General features: G+C 52.5%; 18 protein-coding genes. 3 read left to right on the top strand and 15 right to left on the bottom strand.

The features are described 5' to 3' along the window. The first annotated feature begins 44 nt into the window (after positions 1 to 44). A complete protein-coding gene (locus tag JUF22_RS08520; protein ID WP_125762776.1) occupies positions 45 to 872 on the top strand; it encodes a pyruvate, water dikinase regulatory protein in 828 nt (275 codons plus the stop codon). Positions 873 to 942: 70 nt separating this feature from the next. Here JUF22_RS08520 and JUF22_RS08515 read toward each other — a convergent pair whose 3' ends face one another. The 8 genes from JUF22_RS08515 to hisS all read right to left on the bottom strand — a co-directional run bounded on the left by JUF22_RS08515 (position 943) and on the right by hisS (position 10981). Continuing rightward, positions 943 to 1872 (bottom strand): deoxyribonuclease IV, encoded by a 930-nt coding sequence (locus tag JUF22_RS08515; protein ID WP_203645560.1) that lies wholly within the window; start codon positions 1870 to 1872, stop codon positions 943 to 945. Next, positions 1872 to 3092, bottom strand: a complete 1221-nt coding sequence (locus tag JUF22_RS08510; RefSeq protein ID WP_203645558.1) for a CDP-glycerol glycerophosphotransferase family protein — start codon at positions 3090 to 3092, stop codon at positions 1872 to 1874. Before JUF22_RS08510 ends, JUF22_RS08515 begins: the two co-directional genes overlap by 1 nt. 20 nt (positions 3093 to 3112) lie before the next feature. After that, a complete protein-coding gene (locus JUF22_RS08505; protein WP_203645556.1) occupies positions 3113 to 3922 on the bottom strand; it encodes an ABC transporter permease in 810 nt (269 codons plus the stop codon). 20 nt (positions 3923 to 3942) lie between these two features. Beyond that, a complete protein-coding gene (locus JUF22_RS08500) occupies positions 3943 to 5091 on the bottom strand; it encodes a CDP-glycerol glycerophosphotransferase family protein (protein WP_236000749.1) in 1149 nt (382 codons plus the stop codon). A gap of 440 nt (positions 5092 to 5531) precedes the next feature. Next, positions 5532 to 6407 (bottom strand): YitT family protein, encoded by an 876-nt coding sequence (locus tag JUF22_RS08495; RefSeq protein WP_125762790.1) that lies wholly within the window; start codon positions 6405 to 6407, stop codon positions 5532 to 5534. A 110-nt stretch (positions 6408 to 6517) separates the two neighbouring features. Continuing rightward, positions 6518 to 7045, bottom strand: a complete 528-nt coding sequence (gene msrA, locus JUF22_RS08490; protein ID WP_203645552.1) for a peptide-methionine (S)-S-oxide reductase MsrA — start codon at positions 7043 to 7045, stop codon at positions 6518 to 6520. A gap of 827 nt (positions 7046 to 7872) precedes the next feature. Then, on the bottom strand, positions 7873 to 9660 hold the full coding sequence (gene aspS / locus JUF22_RS08485; protein ID WP_203645822.1) for an aspartate--tRNA ligase: 1788 nt from the start codon (positions 9658 to 9660) through the stop codon (positions 7873 to 7875). A 25-nt stretch (positions 9661 to 9685) separates the two neighbouring features. Further along, the gene (hisS, locus tag JUF22_RS08480) at positions 9686 to 10981 is read right to left on the bottom strand and encodes a histidine--tRNA ligase (protein ID WP_203645550.1); all 1296 of its coding nucleotides are present in this window, start codon (positions 10979 to 10981) and stop codon (positions 9686 to 9688) included. A 403-nt stretch (positions 10982 to 11384) separates the two neighbouring features. On the opposite strand from hisS, the gene JUF22_RS08475 reads away from it, so the two are divergent. Together JUF22_RS08475 and JUF22_RS08470 are read left to right on the top strand one after the other, a co-directional pair. After that, complete coding sequence (locus tag JUF22_RS08475) at positions 11385 to 12236, top strand: N-acetylmuramoyl-L-alanine amidase family protein (protein ID WP_203645548.1); 852 nt, start codon at positions 11385 to 11387, stop codon at positions 12234 to 12236. Positions 12237 to 12260: 24 nt separating this feature from the next. After that, positions 12261 to 13103, top strand: coding sequence for a fructosamine kinase family protein (locus JUF22_RS08470; RefSeq protein ID WP_203645546.1), 843 nt, complete (start codon positions 12261 to 12263; stop codon positions 13101 to 13103). 252 nt (positions 13104 to 13355) lie between these two features. Here the strand turns inward: JUF22_RS08470 and JUF22_RS08465 are convergent, their stop codons facing one another. From JUF22_RS08465 to prmA, 7 genes are all read right to left on the bottom strand, one after another. Beyond that, positions 13356 to 13718: a hypothetical protein gene (locus tag JUF22_RS08465; protein WP_203645544.1), complete on the bottom strand. Its 363-nt coding sequence runs from the start codon at positions 13716 to 13718 to the stop codon at positions 13356 to 13358. 128 nt (positions 13719 to 13846) lie between these two features. Beyond that, positions 13847 to 14491: an HAD-IA family hydrolase gene (locus JUF22_RS08460; protein ID WP_203645542.1), complete on the bottom strand. Its 645-nt coding sequence runs from the start codon at positions 14489 to 14491 to the stop codon at positions 13847 to 13849. A 345-nt stretch (positions 14492 to 14836) separates the two neighbouring features. Beyond that, complete coding sequence (dtd, locus tag JUF22_RS08455; protein WP_203645540.1) at positions 14837 to 15283, bottom strand: D-aminoacyl-tRNA deacylase; 447 nt, start codon at positions 15281 to 15283, stop codon at positions 14837 to 14839. A 14-nt stretch (positions 15284 to 15297) separates the two neighbouring features. Continuing rightward, positions 15298 to 17532, bottom strand: a complete 2235-nt coding sequence (locus JUF22_RS08450; RefSeq protein ID WP_203645538.1) for a RelA/SpoT family protein — start codon at positions 17530 to 17532, stop codon at positions 15298 to 15300. Between the two features lie 87 nt (positions 17533 to 17619). Beyond that, the gene (locus JUF22_RS08445; protein WP_203645536.1) at positions 17620 to 17952 is read right to left on the bottom strand and encodes a hypothetical protein; all 333 of its coding nucleotides are present in this window, start codon (positions 17950 to 17952) and stop codon (positions 17620 to 17622) included. A 95-nt stretch (positions 17953 to 18047) separates the two neighbouring features. Next, the gene (locus tag JUF22_RS08440; protein ID WP_203645534.1) at positions 18048 to 18806 is read right to left on the bottom strand and encodes a 16S rRNA (uracil(1498)-N(3))-methyltransferase; all 759 of its coding nucleotides are present in this window, start codon (positions 18804 to 18806) and stop codon (positions 18048 to 18050) included. A gap of 2 nt (positions 18807 to 18808) precedes the next feature. Further along, a complete protein-coding gene (prmA, locus tag JUF22_RS08435) occupies positions 18809 to 19759 on the bottom strand; it encodes a 50S ribosomal protein L11 methyltransferase (RefSeq protein ID WP_203645532.1) in 951 nt (316 codons plus the stop codon). Between the last annotated feature and the right edge of the window lie 298 nt (positions 19760 to 20057).

Here is a 20057-nt window from a genome sequence, read left to right as displayed (position 1 = left end):
TCCCGGGGTACACTAGAAGAAAACGTCAGAGGAGTTGCTCGCCCATGCAACAGATTACAATTTTCGTTATCTCAGACTCATCCGGTGAAACCGCCCTCACCGTTGCGCAGACGGCTGTTTCCCAATACCCCGCGGTTCAGGCCAGCTATCAACGCTTCCCCTTCATCCAAACGGACTCGATTTTGGATGGCATTTTGAACCTCGCCAAGAAGCAACGTGCGATGATTTTTCACACGTTAGTCAGTCCAAAATTAAGTCAGCGGGTCCGCGAATTTGCTGCAAAAAATTTATTACAACAGTTTGATTGCATTCAACCAGCCATGGCGGTCATGCATCAAGCCACCGGTTTGGAGCCAGAAGGGGTGCCCGGTCTGGTCCACAATTTGAACGACACCTACTTCGATCGCATCGCGGCCATGGAATTTGCTGTGACCTACGACGATGGGAAGGACCCGACCGGTCTACTGAAGGCGGACATCGTGATTCTCGGCGTTTCCCGGACGTCTAAGACCCCGCTGTCCCTCTTCCTGGCCAACCGGAACCTCCGCGTCGCCAACCTGCCCCTGTCGCCTAAGACGCAGTTACCCGATGAGCTCTGGCAGGTCGATCCCAAGCGGATCTTTGGTCTGACAAACAAGCCCAACATCCTGCGAAAAATTCGTCAGGAACGGATGATCTCTTACGGATTGCCCGCCGACAGCGCCTATTCCGATGCGGATAAGATTACCGAAGAATTGGATTACGCCCAAAAACTCTATAAAAAGATTGGCTGCCTAGTGATTGACGTCTCCAATAAATCAATCGAAGAAACGGCCACGTTGATCATGGAAAGTGTGGATTACGATTTGATTCCGCACCCACTGGCCGATTAACCTCATTTAATAAAAGATGCGATTTCATTCCCACTTACTGAAGGTGGGCGTGAAATCGCAGCTTTTTTGATTAACGCTTTAAAAATTCATCGACCGGCTTGGCCGCCAACGCATCGGCTTCCAGGTCCGGATTGAACCGTTGGGCCTTGAGCATGGCGACTTCATACCCGTGGGGATTGACGCCGTGTTTGCGGTCCGGACCAATCACCGGCGTTTCCATGATCTTGGGCACCGTCGTCAGTTGGGGATGATGAGCAACGCCGTTTAAGACGTCAAAGCCCAGCGTCCCGTAACCGATGTTGGTGTGACGGTCCTTGTGACTGCCCTGGGGATTCTTGGAGTCGTTCAAATGGATCACCTTGAGCTTGTCCAGCCCGATAACGTGGTCAAATTCGTCGAGCACGCCGTTAAAGTCCCCAGCAATGTCGTAACCGGCATCGCTGGTATGACAGGTGTCAAAGCACACCGACAAACGGTCGTTATGACTGGTAGCGTCCATGATGGCCGCCAGTTGTTCAAAGGTCCGACCGACCTCGGTGCCCTTGCCCGCCATGGTCTCCAGCGCAATTTGCACGGGCTCCGTGGCCGCGGCCAGGATTTCATCAAGTCCCTGGGCAATCTGGGCAATGGCCGCGTCGGGACCGGCGCCCACGTGTGCGCCCGGGTGCAGGACGATTTGGGTAGCCCCCAGGGCGGCGGCGCGGTGGACCTCCGCCGTCAGGAATTCCACGGCAAAGCCATAGTTCTGTGGCTTGGTCGTGTTGCCCAGGTTCACCACGTAGGGCGCGTGGACAACGACGGCCCGTTGCTGGTGATCCGCCATATAGGCCTTTCCCGCATCAATGTTCAGCTCGTCAATGGGTTTGCGCCGCGTGTTCTGGGGCGCCCCCGTGTAGATCATGAACACATTTTCACCAAAGCTGGCGGCCTCCTGGGCGGACCCCAACAACATGTCCTTGCCCTTCATGCTCACGTGTGAACCAATTAAAAATTCTGCCATTAGTGCCCCTTCCCTTCATGACTGATGACGTCAACGACGCGGCGACTGGCCGTGCCATCTTCCCACTCACAAAACTTGTGGTAAAAGGCGGCCTGGCGTTCTTCATAGCCGGCAAAGGCGCCGGTCTCCCGCCAACCATCGAGTTGCTGGTAAAAAGCCGCAGCCGTCGTCACCAGCGGTCCCGGAATTTCCCGTTCATAATCAAAGTAAAAGCCGCGGAGCTGGTCGCGGTAATGCGCCAGGTCATAGGCAAAGAACAGTTCCGGCCGTTTCAAATTAGCGAAGTCAAACATGACCGAGGAGTAATCCGTAATTAAGAGGTCGGAAATCAGGTAAAGCTGGGCAATATCGGTCTCGGCCAACACGGTTACCCGGTCTTCATAACCGTGGATATCGATGGCGTCCTTGACCAAATAATGGGGCCGAATGATCAGGTGCGTTCCCGCTGGTACGTGGTTGAAGAACTCGCCCAGATCAAATGGCAGGTCAAAGCGATAGACGCCCGGCCGTACCGCCATGTCATCGCGCCAGGTTGGTGCATAGGTCACGACGGGCCCGTTCACGGCGCCCAACAGACGTTGTTTCAGGGCGAACACCTCATCTTGGCTCGTTGTGTAGAGCACATCGTTTCGGGGGTACCCAATCGACAAAAACTGGTTTTTAAACCCGAAGGCCGATTTGAAAATATCCTGTGAATACTGGTTCGGCGCAATCAAATAATTCCAGCGATGCGCCGCCGTGATAAATTCGTGGTGGTAGTCCGCCGTGCTGGTCCCGGGAATCGCCACGTGGGCAATGTCTGCGCCCAACTTTTTCAGCGGGGTCCCGTGCCAGGTCTGAATGACGGTCGTGCGGCGGTTCTGGTGCCACCAGTTGGGTAACCGTGAATTCAGCACCCAAAACTCTGCCCGCGCCATCAGAGTGACCCACCGCGGCGTGAAACGCTTGACCAAATTGATCTCCGGGTATTTTGCATGCAGGCCCGCGAATTCTCGAGGCTTGACGCTAAAGTAAGCCGTGTGTGCATAGTCGGGGTGTTCCTTAACTAATTCGCGGTAAATCGCTGCCGGATTGTCGTTGATATCCTTGCCGTTAAAACTTTCAAAAATCACTTGTCGCCGCTTGATGGGTAAACAAATAAGCCCACCGTTCAAGACGATGAGCCCATAGCGAGCAACGAGCTTCAATGACTGGACGAATTCGTGTGAACCTTTAGCCATTTGAGGTTGCTCCTTTCAAATTAAATTAAGTCGACGAACCGTGACCGGAACTTGTAGTGCAAGTGAGAGCCAATCAACAGAACGAAGATGACGAATAACCAGAATTCCAAGCTCAACATTGGGTGTTGCCAGAACCAACCGGTCCCGATAAAGGATTCCCGGAACCCATTAACAATGTAATAGTACGGGTTCAGTTCCAATAAGTGGACGAATGGTGCTGGGAATGACGTGGTAACGAAGTTGAACAGCACGCCAGACACGTAGAATAACATCCGCATCACGGATTGTAACAGGATGTGGTAATCCCGGACCAGCAAGCTAATGCAGGAGTTCAGAACCCCTAAGGCAACCAGCAAGCAAATCATGGCGAAGAAGTAGTAGATCCATTGGAACCAAGAAACACTTGGGTAGACCCCATTTAACAGGCCAATAAAGATGGAGAAGACCATCATGGTCCAGAAGGAACTCAAGTTGCTGACGACCTTGATCGTTGGCAGTGCGGACACTGGGAACTTCATCTTGGCCACCATATTGACCCGTTGGTAGATACTCTTAGAAGCGTCCAACGTGGCCCGGTTCATGAAGAACCATGGCGTGATTCCGATAACCATCCAAGGGAGGTAACCGACCCCATTTAACGGTTGGCCATGCTTCAACCCAACCCCGAAGACTAACCAGTAAATAGCGATTTGAATCAACGGGTATAAGTATTCCCAGGCTAAACCTAAGTAGTGACTCTGATAACTTGCTTGATCCTCGTAGCGAGAAATTCGGAAAATAATTCCGATACTCGAGAATTGTTCTTTAAATAAGGTCATGACCTCTTTCAAGGCACTGCACTCCTTTAACTTTAATCGGATAATAGCGCGACGTAACGGGCAACCACACGTTCAGTCGCGTGGCCGTCGTTGGCACTATTCCAATGTTGATTGAATTGGGTAAGCTCGGTAGCGGCATCCGCTTGGATGGCCGCTGCCAGTTGAGCGTTGGTCGTTAAGGCCGGGCCCGGTAGCCAGTCCAGCAAGTCCGGTTGCACACCCGGATCCTGCTGGTAGGCTGGTAAATCAAATAGGTAAAACAGTAAGCTGTGGGCGTTGGCCAACAAACTGTAGTCAAACGCCACCGATGAATAATCCGTGACCAACGTTTCGGTCACCGTTAACAGTTCCGCCGTGGACAAGCCCGCCGCGTCGACCCCCTGCGCACCCAATTGTCGCTGGAAGTCTTCCGCTTTGGTTGCCAACGCCGGATGTAACCTGAGCACGACCCGGGCATCCGGATCACGCCGTAGCGCTTGGGCTAACCCTTTGGGTGGTGTGAAGGTCACGCCCTCCCGGTAAGTTGGTGCATACAAGATCACGCGGTGCCCCTTTAAGGCTGGCAATTCTTGCCAAACCCGCTGCTGGGTCTGTGCCACCCAGTTGGCGTCTTGTAAACGATCAGACCGGGGATACCCCAGGACCTGCATCCGGTCCAGCGGTGCCCGATAGCTGCTCGCAAACACCTGTCCCATGGCCGGTGCCCCGACCACGTACTCGTCGAATTGATCGTAGACCGCTTGAAAGCGGCGCTGATCACTGGCCGAACGGTCCGCCGTGGTGGGATCATCCCACCCAAAGCGCTTCACAGCCCCCGCGGCGTGCCACATCTGAACGATGCGCATGCGCCGGGGATGCCGCAAACCGCCTAAGAAGGCGTAATAGTTGTCGCAAAACAACACCCGGGCCCGCATCACCTGGCTAATGCCAGTGAATACAAAGCCTAGGCCGTCCGTAAACGGTCGAACCGTGATACCCGTCGCTGCCAGCTCGTCTGCGGCCGCCTGACAACTGGGTCGATAAAAGACCAACAGTTGCCGGTCAGCCGGCATACCCGCCGCTAGCGCCTTGATAAACGGGACGTTGTCACCGAAACTCATCAGGTAGACCACGTCACGTTGCCGTCGCCCCGACCAGAGTAGCGACATCAGTCGTACTAACCATAAATAAATCTCTTTCACGTTAATCACCAATATCACTAGATTTCGCTGTCCATAACACCGAGAATTATACCACATCTACTGGGATAACCTAGAGAATTTTACGAACCTTTAATACTTTAACCCCTCCGACTGTTAAAAATGGTGACTGCGCCTTCGTTCCCGGCGGTGGGCTCAAGGTGGCCTGCTGTGGGGAACGGCTCCGGCCTGAGGAGCGGTCCTTCGCCTCGCCTTTGAGCCCCGTGCTGTAAGTCCGAGAAGAAACTCTCAGTCTAACATCACCGACACAGCTGGCCACCTTGGCCCATCTCTGGTCACTGACAGAAATTATTTTTATCAGCCAGCTGGTTTGCCTACCTTTATTTACATAGTCCTTACTCTCGTAACCCGCGACCATTTCCAAAAAATTACACGGACGAATTAAAAAAAGCCCGGACCCTCGTCCAGACTTTCCATAAGTTTTACCACTTAGGCTCGTAGAAGTGTCCCAACACCTTGACCGTATCTGAGATACTGACGAAGGCCTTTGGATCGGCTTCTTCCATTGCCGTTTCCAGTGCATCCATTTCGTAACGGGTAATGACCGTGAACAAAATAGTCTTTTCGTCGTGACGATAGGCCCCTTCAGCGCCGTGGACAATCGTAATTCCCCGCCGCATGTGGTTTTGAATACTATCGATCACCGTCTTGGGTCGGTCGGTAATGACCATGACCTGCATCCGCTGTTGACGGGTAAATGTCATGTCAATGACCTTGGCGTTCACGAACAGCCCAAGCGCAGAATACAGCGCGTATGGCCAGCCGTAAACGAAGCCGGCACTGATGACGATCAAACTGTTAAAGGCAATGTTAATGGTCCCCATGCTGCGACCCGTCTTGCGTCGAAGCACGATACCGATGATATCTAACCCACCGGTTGAGATCCCATTTTTCAAGGCAAATCCGGTCCCAAATCCATTGACGGCCCCACCAAAAATGGCACAGATGATGGGATCACTGGTCAAATGGACCGGTTGGATGACCCGGATCATCACGGACGCGAACAGGACACAAATGAACGTAAAGACCGTAAAAGACTTACCAATTTGTTTCCAAGCTAGGAAAAACATGGGAATGTTGATCAGAAACAGCCCGAGGGCCGTCGTAATGTGAAACGCCCCCAACCCCGCCGTTAAACTGTTGACTAACTGCGCTAACCCGGTAACCCCGGAAGAATAAATATGTCCCGGCGTCCAGAAAAAGTTCACCGCAATCGACACCAGAACCCCGTAGAAGAACGCGACGGAGAACTTGGCCGTATAGGTATGCCGTTTAAACAACTGCTGCACATCATCCATGATTTAATACTCGACCTCGCTTATTTTTTGTCATACTTCACACTATGCTCGGCTTAGTATAGCATTTAATTAGCGTTCCGGCCACGGCAAAAGCCAGCTTTTAGCGACTTCTAATCTTCTTGCCAGTGTTGTTTGATAAATGCTTCACGACCGCCGGCTTCTTCTTGCGCCATGCGTTCCGGATTCTTCTGATAGAATTGTTGGTGACGTTCTTCCGCTGGATAGAAGGGTTGAACGACCTGAATCTGCGTCACAATAGGCTTGTCGAACTGTTCACGTTGTTGCAAGGCATCCCGGGAATCGCGCGCAATTTGCGCCTGCTCCGCACTGTTGACGAAGATGACGGGCCGGTAATTACTACCGCGGTCCTGAAATTGCCCCGCATCATCGGTAGGATCAGTTTGTTGCCAATACAACTCAACCAGCTGCCGATAGCTCACCACGCTGGGATCAAACCAAATTTTCACGGCCTCGGTGTGCCCGGTCGTTTGGCTCTTCACCTGCTCATAGGTCGGGTTGGCAACGGTTCCACCGGTGTAGCCGGACAGCACTTTTTGAATTCCTGGGAAGGTATCAAACGGCCGGACCATGCACCAAAAACAGCCGCCAGCAAATGTTGCCGTTTCAATTTCACTCATCATAATCACTCCATTTTCTAATGTTATCAATTACACCGCTTTTTCATCAATGGGTCAACTCCCCTTGGCCTGAAAAATTAGTTAGCGAAGCTTCACGTTCCCGGCGGCGGATTCAAGATGCCCTGCTGTGGGGCCCGGTTCCAGCCTGAGAAGCGGTCTTCCACCTCGACTTGAAACCTCACTGAAGGACGTGAGTTTCCAAGGTCGTCCCGTGTTCTAGGCTGGGAAAGGACCCCAGCCAACAACACCGACACAGCTGGTCACCTTGATCCGCCTCTGGTCACTCAGACTTGCCACTAATTTTCTGCCAGCGTTTGCTATTCATCTGCCACTAAGACTGCACAGTGCTGACCCGACTTGGTCTATCTCTGATTATTAACAGGAATTATTTATTTCGACAATGGGTTAAACCACTGTATTCCCTTTCTGTTAGACATCCCTTCTATAATTTAACTACATAATTAATCTTTCTAAAATTACTTGCAATACCCCAAACCTAATCACAAAAAAAGGACTCACCACCTACCATAAAGGTAAGGATGAGTCCCGTATAAACTATATTTGTTTAGATTCGGCAGAAATCAAACAGATGACTCCCACCAAGCTAACCGAAGCTTAAGCCATTTGCGATAGCCGGAGACGGCTAGGCATGGAGACCTGTGCGTGTCACGTTAGTCGGCGTTTTGTGCCGGCTTACGTGACTGGTCGATCTTGGAGACTGACGGTTTGAGTCAGGCTTCAAGTCGAACCCGAAGACCGCTTTTTGGCTTCGGGTGGACCCCACAGGCGGAATGCCTAGCTGTCGCAGGCGACTATCCGCGAATTGCTTATTCTTCCGTTTCGTCCTTTTTGGCGACGAGTAAGTCCAGGTCCAGCAATTGCTTGTCAGCAACCACGGATGGGGCTTCGGTCATTGGTTCCGTGGCCTTCGAGTTCTTAGGGAAGGCAATCACGTCGCGGATGTTGTCACGCTTAGCCAGCAAGCGGGCAAACCGATCCAACCCAATGGCCAGACCACCATGAGGCGGGAACCCGTAATCCAAGGCCTTTAGTAAGAAGCCAAATTGCTTTTCAGCACGTTCTGGCGTAAAGCCTAAGGCCTTCAACATCTTCATTTGGAGTTCACGGGTGTGGATCCGGATGGAGCCCCCACCTAATTCCAAACCGTTTAAGATGATGTCGTAACTTTGGGCGTAGGCCTTGTGTGGGTCTTCGCCGTCGTTCAGGTAGTGCGCATCCCCTTCAGCAGGCATCGTGAATGGGTGATGGGCAGGAACCCACCGCTTCAAGTCGACATCGTAGTCAAACAATGGCCAGTTGACAATCCAGAGGAAGGCCCACTTGTTTTGGTCAATCATGTCTTGTTCCTTGGCGATAGCGACCCGCAGGTAACCCAACGTTTGGGCAACCACGCGCTTGGAGTCAGCAGCGAACAGCAACAGGTCGCCACTCTTGGCGCCGGTGGCTTCGGTAATCTGCTTGAACCAGTCGCCTTCCTTGAAGAACTTCGCGATAGGACCGCTGAAGCCGTCGTCGGTAACCTTCATCCAAGCCAAGCCCTTAGCGCCGAAGCGTTCGATGTATTGGCCGTACTTGTCAATGTCCTTCCGGCTGTACTTGTCAGCACCACCCGGAACGGCGATAGCCTTAACTTGGCCGCCGTCAGCAACGGCACCAGAGAAGACCTTAAAGTCGGTGTTGGCCATGATGGCAGACAGGTCCTTTAATTCCATCCCGAAACGCACGTCGGGTTGGTCGGTCCCAAAGCGCGCCATGGAATCGTCCCAGTCCATCCGTTCGAATGGCAGCTTGACGTCAACGTTTAACGTATCCTTCATAACTTTGGCAATCAGGCCTTCAGTCAGGTCTTGGATTTCTTCGGCCGTTAAGAAGGACGTTTCCAAGTCAATCTGGGTAAATTCAGGTTGACGGTCCCCACGCAAATCTTCGTCACGGAAGCAACGGGCAATTTGGTAGTAACGGTCAAAGCCAGAACCCATCAGCAATTGCTTAAACAATTGTGGAGATTGTGGCAAGGCGTAGAAGTGACCTGGGTAGATCCGTGAAGGCACCAGGTAGTCCCGGGCCCCTTCTGGCGTGGACTTGGTCAAATCTGGCGTTTCGATGTCGATGAAACCGTTTTGATCGAAGTAGCTGTGGACGGATTGGACGATCCGGTTCCGCAGTAACAGGCCCTTTTGCATTTCTGGCCGACGTAAGTCCAGGTAACGGTACTGTAACCGCAAATCGTCAGAGGCGTTCACGCCATCCTTGATTTCAAATGGCAATTCTTTGGACTTGTTCAGGAGGTTGATGACAGTGACCCGGACTTCAACCTTCCCCGTCTTCATGTCGGGGTTAACTTCTTTAGGCGTCCGTGCAACGACTTGACCTTGCACTTCGATGACGTATTCGCTCCGTAAATGTTCAGCGACTTCCAAAGAGTCCTTGTCGTATTCTTCACTGAAGACCAATTGCACAATGCCTTCACGGTCGCGCAGATCGATAAAGATCAGGCCACCCAGGTTCCGGCGCTTTTGCACCCAACCCTTTAAGACAACGGTTTGGTCGAGGTATTGTTCGTCGACTAAACCGGCATACGTGGTGCGTTTCAAATTCTTTTCCATGTCTTTCCCTCTTTTATTTTGCCGTGAACTTGGTTGCCACGACGTTTTGAAAATCTTGATAAATGTCAGCTAATGGCACGCTGATTTCTTCACCCGTTGCCATGGACTTCAGGTTGGCCGTTTGATCGGCTAATTCCTGATCCCCAATGGTCAAGGTGTAGGCGGCATCCAATCGGTTAGCCGTCTTGAACTGGGCCTTAGGCTTGCGGCTCAGGTAATCGCGATCAGCGGTCAACCCAGCGGCACGGATGGCCTGAACCAATTTCAACGTCTCTAAGGACGTCTGGTCACCGATACCCACGACGTAAACGTCTAAGGGGTGATCATTTGGAATGGCAACCTTTTCGGCCTGCATCAGTAAGACCAGGCGTTCAACACCCAGACCAAAGCCGACACCGGACATCTCAGGGCCACCCAACTCAGCGACCAACCCGTTGTACCGGCCACCGGCCAAGACGGTCGTGTAACCTTCACCTAAGGCTGGTGAATCGGCCATGATTTCAAAGATGGTGTGGTTGTAGTAATCCAACCCCCGAACCATGGTGGCATCAACGTCGTAGTCGATGCCTAAAGCGTCCAGGCTCGCCTTGACTTGGTCAAAGTGGGCCGTGGCTTCCGGCGTCAGGAAGTCGAGGATAGACGGTGCGTCGGCCACGATTTCTTGGTCGTGCTTGTCCTTGCTGTCGAGAACCCGCAGTGGGTTCTTGTGTAAGCGGACCTTGGAGTCGTCACTCAATTCATCAAAGTGAGGCTCCAAGAAGTCAATCAGAGCTTGACGGTAAGCGTCTCGGCTAGGCTTGTCACCCAACGTGTTTAAGGCTAACCGTAAGTGGCTCAGACCCAGCTTACTCAGCAGGTTCATCCCTAAAGCAATGACTTCGACGTCCAGTTCGGGCGCGTCACTACCGAAGGCTTCCACCCCGATTTGGTGGAATTGCCGTTGCCGACCTGATTGGGGCCGTTCGTAACGGAACATCGGGCCCATGTAGTAGACCTTGTAAGGCTTTTGCGTTTCGGGGCCGTAAAGTTTATTTTCAACAAATGCCCGAACCACACCGGCCGTTCCTTCTGGCCGCAAGGATAGGTGCCGATCCCCCTTATCCTTAAAGTCATACATTTCCTTGGTCACGATGTCCGAGGTATCCCCGGAAGTCCGTGAAAAGACTTCAAAGTTTTCAAACATTGGCGTCCGAATTTCTTTGAAGCGGTAATTAGCAAACAACTGGCGCGCGGTGGCCTCGACGAACTGCCAGGTTTCTGAGTCTCCTGGTAAGATGTCCGCCGTTCCCTTTGGTCGTTGATAACGCATGAGCATTCTCCCTTCCTGCACCCACAGAAAATAAAAAACGCCCCTGTCAATAGACAAGGGCGCAGGTATGCACGGTACCACCTTTTAAATTTCTCTGCAGGATAACGTTGCAAACGAATGACGACGAGCGTCATTAGCCTCAAAAGTGTCTTCAAAGTTACACCGTTAGTCGCTCCCAGCAACGCGACCTCTCTGATAACGGGCATTCTCTTACTAATCTTTCTCATGGGCAATCTATTTTATTCTTCCTAAGAATACTGAAAATCGGAGGAAAAGTCAAGGTGGTTACCAAAGTTTTGCCTGATTGTTGAAAGCGGTCTTGACCATATCTTAACGGGATTCTAACAAGCACTTTCACTCTCCGTGGTATAATAAAAACTAATTTACTAAAGGAGACCGTCACATGCATTTTAAACCTCGCAACTGGCCCGGCTTGGTCACCGGACTGGTCATTCTCTTAGTCGCTGGAGGCTTGATTTTTGCCTTTATCCAGCACAATTCCGTCGTCGCGACCGTCAGCAATATTAACCTGCGGACCGGCCCCGGCCTGACCTATTCTGTCACCCACAAGGTTAAAAAAAACAGTCGCTTGACCATTTTAGGTGAAAAGGATAACTGGTACCACGTGCGCGACAGCCAGAACCACTTCGGCTGGGTCGCTAGTTGGTTGGTCCAACACCCGGGTAACCTGAAACGCGCCACCGCCCTGTCGGAAGCCACCATCGTCTTGGATCCCGGCCACGGGGGCAGCGATTCCGGCGCCCTTTCCATCGACCAGAATCACGACGAAAAAACGTACACATTAGCCATGGCCCAACAGGTTGCCAAGCAGCTCCGCGCCCGTGGTGCCCACGTCATCATGACCCGTGACAGCGACAAGACCGTCAGCCTAGCCGACCGGCCCGCCCTCGCCAACACGGATCAGGCCAGTGCCTTCATTAGTTTTCACTTTGACTCGGCCCCCGCGGATAACCTCGGCTCCGGGACGACGACCTACTATTACCACCACGACACCTCATATGAATTGGCCACGGACGTCAACAGTCAGATGGACGACCTGGGCCTAACCAACCGGGGCGTCAAGTACGGCAACTTTGAGGTTATTCGGGATAACAACCGGCCATCGCTGCTCTTAGAAATGGGTTATATCAACACCAAGAAGGACTTCAGCTACATCCGTAGCACCAGTTACCAAAAGGCCGTGGCTACCCGCGTAGTTGCCGGCCTCAGCAAGTATTTTCAAGCAGCCTCTTAATTTTTAGAAAGAAGATCTTCATCTATGACACTCACACAAGCTTGGTTGGCCCAGCTGCCACTCCCCAACGTTAGCGCAGCGACTCCGGTTTCCGGCGGCGATATCAACTTAGCCTACCGCCTGACTACGGCAGAGGGCCCCGCCTTCTTGTTAGTGCAACCACAAACGCCGGCCAGCTTTTACAGCCACGAGGTTGCCGGACTCAAGGCTCTCGGCCAGGCCGTAAACGTGCCCGACGTGTTAGCCACCGGCAACATCGACGGCGACGCCTACCTGGTTCTGGAATTTCTGGAGACCGGGCACGGGAGTCAGTACGAGCTGGGTCAAGCTGTCGCCCGCGTTCACCGGGTCACGGCTCCCAAATTTGGCTTTGACCAGGACAACCTCGTCGGCAAGCTCCCCAAGCACAATGATTGGCAAACGGATTGGACCACCTTTTATCTCCAGCAACGCCTCGATCCGTTGGTGAAACGGGCACAGGCCCATCATCTGTGGAACGACCAACGACAGGCCGCTTACGACCGGGTTCGCCAACACATTGTCACCGAGAATCAGGACCGGAAAATCACGCCAGCCCTGTTACATGGCGACTTGTGGTCGGGCAACTATCTGTTCACCGCCGATGGCACTCCCACGCTGATTGACCCCGACGTTCTCTACGGCGACCGCGAATTTGATATCGCCATGACCACCATCTTCGGGGGCTTCTCCGCCGACTTCTATCGGGGGTACACGGATGCCTACCCGTTTGCCGCGGGATATACGGATCGGTTGGCGCACTACCAACTGTATTATTTGTTGGCGCATTTGAATCTGTTTGGGGAAACGTATGGCGGCGCGGTTGACGAGATTCTTTCACGGGGGTAAAGCCGTGTGCTCTTCGCCTCCGGTCACTGACATGAGCCGCGTATTTTAACCCCATCTCCTGCAAATATTTTCCACACGTTAGCTTTTTACCAAAAATTACTGATAAAGAGGCCGGAACATCACTCGGTTTCTATCGAAAAAAGGAAGAAAATTCTCGACTTGAGAATTTTCTTCCTTTTTTGTCCATAACTCACTGAATCTCAACCGTTTGAAAATTAACTAGACCCACGCGTAACTGACAATGGTTCATAACTAATGCCATTCTTTCAGCTTGAAGTTGAGCGTCCAAACAATTACCGCCAAAACCAATATTACTAGAATAAAGCTCCCCAGTGCCTGTGCCATCAAAAGAATCAGAATAGACACGACCAATGCCATTAGCACACACCAATTAGTTATTTTCTCAGATATTTTAAAACCTAGCCACAAGTTAATTAATATAAGGGCCATCAATACGACTTCTAACCACAGGAGTAAATCAGCCCAAATAAATGATGGATCAACTGTTTCAACCGTATTTACTTCTGCATCGGCGTTTACCAGGTACCATAGGCCCAAATAAATGGTTATTAGTGAGGCTAATATTCTTAATCCAATCGTTACTACTTTTTTCATTGAACGCTCTTCTCTCTACACAACAACTTTTCTTACTCGATAGCTGTAGAATGGCGTACACGATTCCTGAAATTTTCAACTAACCCATGCGGGAATAATCTGAAAGTTTAACTTAACCTGCTTTAAGGCTATTCTTTCGTCAACCAATCCTGCAACTCAGCGTAACGAATCACGCGAATCTCTGGTTGGCTCTCGTCAACGATCAAGTGCTCGGGGTCAAATAAGGCGCCCGCCATCCCCGCACGGTGGCCCGCTTGGACATCCAGGTTACGGTCGCCAATCATTAGGGCATCCTCGCGTTGAACGTCGTACTGCTTGGACAGGGCAATCAGACTGGTTGGGTCCGGCTTTCTCGGATAATCATCGTCGGCCGTGACGGCGCCAGTAAAGTATTGCGCCAGATTCAGCTGTGACAGCCGATCCATCGCGTGATGGTCCCGGTGCGTCAGCAAGAAGTTCCGGCCGCCTGCGTTAACGTTGGCCGCTAAAACCTCGGCAACACCGGCAAATGCGGGCGCATCTTTCAACCGTGGCGCTGCCTCCTGTTGATAGACCTTTGCTAACCGTTCACGGTTCAACCGAAATTCAGCGGTAAACCGTTGAAGGGCATTGCCGAGGCTGTGTTGGCGCATCGCCTTGTAAATCTCCTCTTCGTCCAATTCAAAGTTATTGACACCACAAGCCTCCAACGCGTCACAAAACGCCGCGACCATCCCCGGATAGGTGTCCACGAGGGTTCCATCAAAGTCCCAAAATAATTGTTGATAGCGCATGCCGGTTCCTCCTTTAGAAAACGGCTAGTTTCTGTTGGGAAGCTAGCCGTTTTTTGTGTGATTTTTTATTGGTTTTGTTTTTGTTGATTTGAAAATATTTCTGTGATATGCGAGGCGGTTAAGTTCAGATGATCATCTATCTCAGAGACAGGTGTATCCTTTGAACCCAGCTTGCTTTAGACCGCTCGGATTGTTCTTCGCGGAGCAATTCTGGTCCTGGCAGCCTCTGAAACGTGCTACGCGGGGCAACTGGTTCCGCTTAACACCGTAACGGAAACGACCCAAACCCGGGGTCATTCCCGTTACGCCGTTAATGCTCGCCAGTTAATCGCCCCGCTCCACACTCTATTTCTCGTCCGTATCAAACCAAATCGTGACGGGTCCCTCGTTGATGAGGGCGACGCGCATGTCGGCGCCGAAGACACCCGTTTCCACGTGACGGCCCGTTGCGGCTAACTTCTCATTGAATTCGTTGTAGATTTTTTCCGCGTGGGCGGGGTCGCCGGCGTCGACGAAGCTTGGCCGGTTGCCCTTCTTGGTGTTGGCGTACAACGTGAACTGGGAGACGGACAGGATGCTGCCATCCACGTCCTCGATGCTCTTGTTCATCTTGCCGTCTTCATCCTCGAAGACCCGTAGCTTGGTGATCTTGTGAACCAGGTAATCAACCTGTTCGCTGGTGTCGCTATCTTCCGCACCCACCAGTAACAGATATCCCTCGGCAATGGACCCCTTCACGTCGCCTTCGACTAACACACTTGACTGTCTAACTCGTTGCAATAAAACGCGCATCGTTTGACCCTTCCTTAGTGGAACGCCCGCTTGACCACGTAGACGTCCGGAATATTTTTGATATTATCCAAGATTCGTTGAAGCTCGAGCTGGTTTCGCGTCCCCAGACTGATGGAAATGGTGGCCATCTTATTGTGGTCGACCTTCCCGTTGATGGACGTCAGGTACTTGGTATTGTTGTTGATCGTCCGTAGCACGTCGTTTAACAATCCGTTACGGTTGTAGCCCTGGACTTCAATGTCGGCGTTGTAGTTGGTCTTATCGCCGGCCTTGTTGCCCCAGCGCACGTCGACCAACCGTTCACCATTTTGCTCAGCGTTCTTGACGTTCGGGCAATCCTGCCGGTGCACGGAGACCCCGCGGCCCTTAGTGATGTACCCAACAATGTCGTCGCCGGGAACAGGCGAGCAGCAGTGGCTCAACCGAATCAACAGGTTGTCCACGCCCTCAATAACCACGCCATCGGAGTCCTTGGCCTTCTTCCGATCCTTCTTTTCACTATCGGGATCGTTCTTAATGGTCTGGTGCTCTTCCAGCAGTTCCCGTTCCTCTTGCCGGCGCCGTTCGTCTTCCTCAGCCTGCCGCACGCCCTCGGTCAACCGGTTGGCAACCCCGCGAGGTTGTAAATCGCCAAACCCAATGGCCGCCAACAGGTCATCCGCGTGCTGGTAGTGCATTTTAGCAGTGACCTTGTCCAGGTTTTCCTTGGTCATCAAGCCCTTTGGCTCGTAACCCAGGTCGCGAATCGTCCGTTCCACGGCGTCCTGGCCGGAGACAATGTTTTGTTCCCGGTCGGCGGCTCTGAAGAACTGCTTGATCTTGTTGCGGGCCCGCCGCGTCGAGACCAGCTTGACCCAGTCCCGACTAGGACCGGCCGAGCTGCTGGATGTGCGGATGTCCACAATGTCCCCGTTTTTAATTTCATAGTTCAAAGGAACAATCTTACCGTTGATGGTGGCCCCAGTCGTGTGGTGGCCAACCTCGGTATGGATGGCGTAGGCCATGTCCAATGGCCCGGCACCCTTAGGCAGTTCCAGCACGTCGCCCTTAGGGGTAAACGCGTAGACGTGGTCGCCAAAGAGTTCCCCCTTGACGCTGTCCATGAAGTCGGAGGCATCATCGGTATCTTCTTGCAGTTCAATGATGTGCTTGAACAAGTTCAGTTTGTCACCAGAGTTGGTCTCTTGAACCTTGTCCGTGACCCCTTCCTTGTAAGCCCAGTGGGCCGCAACCCCGTATTCAGCCACTGCGTGCATTTCCTTGGTCCGAATCTGGACTTCCAGCGGCTTGCCTTCAGGACCAATCACCGTGGTATGCAGAGATTGGTACATGTTGGCCTTAGGCATCGCAATGTAGTCCTTGAACCGCCCGGGCATTGGCTTCCACTGGGAGTGAATGGCCCCCAGCACGGCGTAACAATCCTTAATGGTATCAACGATGACCCGAATGGCCAGCAAGTCATAGATTTGGCTAAATTGCTTGTGCTGGTCCTTCATCTTCCGGTAGACGGAGTAGATATGCTTCGGGCGGCCGTAGATTTCAGGCGTCATTTTCAAATCCTTGATGGAGTCCTGAATATCCTTGATGGCCCCAGCAATGTACTGTTCCCGTTGGTCCCGCCGTGAATTCATCAGGTGGACGATGCGGTAGTATTGTTGTGGGTTCAGGTACCGCAGTGAGATATCTTCAAGTTCCCACTTGATGGTACTGATCCCCAACCGGTCGGCCAGTGGCGCGTAAATTTCCAGCGTTTCGTTGGCGATTCGCCGTTGCTTGTCCGGCCGCAAGTGTTCCAACGTCCGCATGTTATGCAACCGGTCAGCCAGCTTGACGATCATGACCCGAATATCCTTGGACATCGCCAACAGGAGTTTTCGGTGATTTTCCGCCAACTGCTCTCGGTTAGACTTGTATTTAATCTTCCCCAGCTTGGTGACGCCGTCAACGATCAACGCCACGTCGTCGCCAAATAGCTCCCGGACATCACTCAAGGTGACCCCGGTATCTTCCACGATATCATGCAGGAAGCCGGCCGAAACCGTTTCGGGATCCATGTTCAGGTCGGCTAAAATTCCCGCGACCTGAATGGGATGCATAATGTAGGGCTCGCCAGACTGACGTGTTTGATCCTTGTGCGCAACCGTCGCAAACTGGCAGGCTTTAACCACCATTTCAACGTGTTCCGCATTCATATATTTACCGACTCTGGCAATTACTTCTTTAGCCGTCCAGACACGTTCTTTGGTCATATGGACGCCACCACCCTTAGTTTTTTAAAATTGTCTGCGCTGACGCGACATTGCGCGGTCAGTCACAGGTCATTTTGAACAGTTAAGTTATTTCGATTCAGTCTTGGCCTGCGTTAAACCGTACGCCAAGTAGGAGATGCACAGGTAAACAATCGCAAAGTAACGGGTGTAGCGTGGCAAAAACCACAGCGAACCCGATAAATAAATGAGTGGCCAAATCAACAGCCACCACCCTGGTTGGGTCTTCCGATAGATCAGGCGACCTAAAACAATCGCCAAACAGCCATTAATAATCACCAGTAACCCACCGAAGCGCATGACGGGGCTAATCCCAATCCCCGTGGCTAACGCTGGCAACGCCAACCCCATAACGATGGCGACCAGCCAGTAACGCCAGCCAATCCGTTCTAAAAATGCCATCTCGTTCACCCATCTCTCTTAATAATTGCAACTATTTTAGCATGTTTCAGGGGAGATTTCACCCTGTTACCCGTTATCCGGGTTAATTTACGCGATTAACTAGGGTTAACTTGCTGTAACTCCAAGACCATGGAGACCGCCGACAGGAAATACAACGGTGCTGTTTCCGTGCGGAGAATCCGCGGGCCTAAGCCCACCAGTGTGGCATTTAATGCCTGTGCCTGGGCAACTTCGGCTGGGCTGATGCCGCCCTCGGGGCCAAAAACGGCGACCACCCGTTGACCGGGAGTCAGGGCCTGAAGTTGCTGGTTTAAGGCGCTTTGTTCACCCTGCTTAGCCGACTCCTCATACGCCACTAGGGCCACGTCGTGTGGCGTTTCTAAGGCCGTACGTAGGTTTTTGGCGTAGCTGACGTCTGGCCGACGCAATCGATGTGCCTGTTCCGCTGCACCATGGGAAATCTTAGTTAAGCGGGCTAACTTTTTGTCGACCTTGTTGGGCTGCCACTTGGCAACCGACCAGTCCGCGGCATAGAAAATCACGTGGTCCACACCCAATTCGGTGGCCTTTTGCGTGATCCATTCAGCCTTTTCCTGCTTGGGCAAGCCACAAATAATTGTGACACCCACGGGCAGTTCGACCGCTGGCGTTGGGACAGCCGTCAAGCTGACCGTCGCCGAATCCCCAGTCACTGCCGTGAGTTGGCCGTGAAATAAATGGGCCGTGTCATCCACGAACTCCGCTTCAGCACCAACCTCAGCACGCAGGACCGTGACCCAGTGGTGATAGATGGCCGGTGAGAGGGTAATTTGTTCGCCATCCTGACTAGTTGCCTCCAAAAAATACCGTTGCATGCTTAGTCATCCTCCGTTGGCTTGTGCGCAATCACGCCACGCCAGTCCTTCATTTGCAGGATGTTATCGATGATGAAGCCCTGCTTCTTCTGGGCAACCACAACTTCATCCAGCTTGTCGGCGATGATGCCAGACGTCAGGAAGTAACCGCCATCGTGCAGGTTTTCCCAAGCTTGGGGGATCAGTGGCAGGATGATTTCGGCCAAAATGTTGGCCACCACTAGATCAACCGGCTTGTGAATCCCATTTAACAGGTCGTTGGGCTTAGCCACGATGTCCGTTGCGACGGGATTGAGGTCCAGATTGGTCTTGGCGGAACGAACGGCCACGTCATCGAGGTCAAAGGCCGTGATGTCCTTGACACCCAAGTATTTAGCCGCAATGCTCAAGACCCCTGAACCGGTTCCCACGTCGTACATGGTCTCGCCGCCGCGAACCACCATTTCCAAAGCCGTCAGTGACAGCCGCGTAGTTGGGTGCGTCCCGGTGCCAAAGGCCATCCCCGGGTCCAACCGAATCACGTGCTCATCCGCCTGAACGGGTTGGTAATTCTCCCAGCTAGGGCTGACCGTCAGATAACGGGTGACCCGGACTGGATGGTAATACTTCTGCCAGGCCGTTGCCCAGCTTTCGTCGTCCACGGCCTTGGTCGTGACCGTCCCGGGCGTAGGATCCAAGCCAAATTTGGTCAGGTCACTGACCCGTTGCTTGATAGTTGGCAAGATTTCTGGGACAAAGATGGTTTCGGGATAGTAAGCGCTGATTTCCGCGCCAGACGTCCGGTGCGGAATCGTCGCAAGATCCACAACTTCTCCGTACTTGCCGGGCTTCAGGTTGGCGTAGTCGGCGGCGTCATCGATTTTCACGCCACTGGCTCCTGCTTCCTGTAAAATATTGCTAACGGCCTCAACGGCTTCGTTCGTGGTAATGACACTGACTTCGGTCCATTCCATGGGTAAATATCCTCCTTGAGGGTTTAATTTTCTATATTTTATCTTTCACTATGCTTCCGTGCGGGTAACACAAGTTTAACCCGCACGCACTGGCTAACAGCTGGCACACACAAGTCGTATTCTTGCAGTCCAAGCCCATTGAAGATTGCTGATCAGTGTTAGCGACCAGAGGCGGGGCAAGGTGGCCAGCTGTGTCGGTGATCTTAGCTGAGGGCATTTTCTCAGCTTAGATCACGGGACGACCTTGGAGACTGGTGTTCTTCCAGGCTGCAAGGCGAGGTGGAAGACCGCTTCTCAG

Source organism: Levilactobacillus lanxiensis, assembly GCF_016861655.1.
In the GTDB taxonomy this organism is placed as follows: domain Bacteria; phylum Bacillota; class Bacilli; order Lactobacillales; family Lactobacillaceae; genus Levilactobacillus; species Levilactobacillus lanxiensis.
This window is presented reverse-complemented; position numbering and strand designations above follow the sequence as displayed.

Excerpts from the sequence above, each read along its gene's own strand:
- JUF22_RS08520 (WP_125762776.1), top strand. The coding sequence starts at position 45 with ATGCAACAGATTACAATTTTCGTTATCTCAGACTCATCCGGTGAAACC.
- JUF22_RS08515 (WP_203645560.1), bottom strand. The coding sequence starts at position 1,872 with ATGGCAGAATTTTTAATTGGTTCACACGTGAGCATGAAGGGCAAGGAC.
- JUF22_RS08510 (WP_203645558.1), bottom strand. The coding sequence starts at position 3,092 with ATGGCTAAAGGTTCACACGAATTCGTCCAGTCATTGAAGCTCGTTGCT.
- JUF22_RS08495 (WP_125762790.1), bottom strand. The coding sequence starts at position 6,407 with ATGGATGATGTGCAGCAGTTGTTTAAACGGCATACCTATACGGCCAAG.
- msrA (WP_203645552.1), bottom strand. The coding sequence starts at position 7,045 with ATGAGTGAAATTGAAACGGCAACATTTGCTGGCGGCTGTTTTTGGTGC.
- hisS (WP_203645550.1), bottom strand. The coding sequence starts at position 10,981 with ATGCGTTATCAACGACCAAAGGGAACGGCGGACATCTTACCAGGAGAC.
- JUF22_RS08475 (WP_203645548.1), top strand. The coding sequence starts at position 11,385 with ATGCATTTTAAACCTCGCAACTGGCCCGGCTTGGTCACCGGACTGGTC.
- JUF22_RS08470 (WP_203645546.1), top strand. The coding sequence starts at position 12,261 with ATGACACTCACACAAGCTTGGTTGGCCCAGCTGCCACTCCCCAACGTT.
- JUF22_RS08465 (WP_203645544.1), bottom strand. The coding sequence starts at position 13,718 with ATGAAAAAAGTAGTAACGATTGGATTAAGAATATTAGCCTCACTAATA.
- JUF22_RS08460 (WP_203645542.1), bottom strand. The coding sequence starts at position 14,491 with ATGCGCTATCAACAATTATTTTGGGACTTTGATGGAACCCTCGTGGAC.
- dtd (WP_203645540.1), bottom strand. The coding sequence starts at position 15,283 with ATGCGCGTTTTATTGCAACGAGTTAGACAGTCAAGTGTGTTAGTCGAA.
- JUF22_RS08450 (WP_203645538.1), bottom strand. The coding sequence starts at position 17,532 with ATGACCAAAGAACGTGTCTGGACGGCTAAAGAAGTAATTGCCAGAGTC.
- JUF22_RS08445 (WP_203645536.1), bottom strand. The coding sequence starts at position 17,952 with ATGGCATTTTTAGAACGGATTGGCTGGCGTTACTGGCTGGTCGCCATC.
- JUF22_RS08440 (WP_203645534.1), bottom strand. The coding sequence starts at position 18,806 with ATGCAACGGTATTTTTTGGAGGCAACTAGTCAGGATGGCGAACAAATT.
- prmA (WP_203645532.1), bottom strand. The coding sequence starts at position 19,759 with ATGGAATGGACCGAAGTCAGTGTCATTACCACGAACGAAGCCGTTGAG.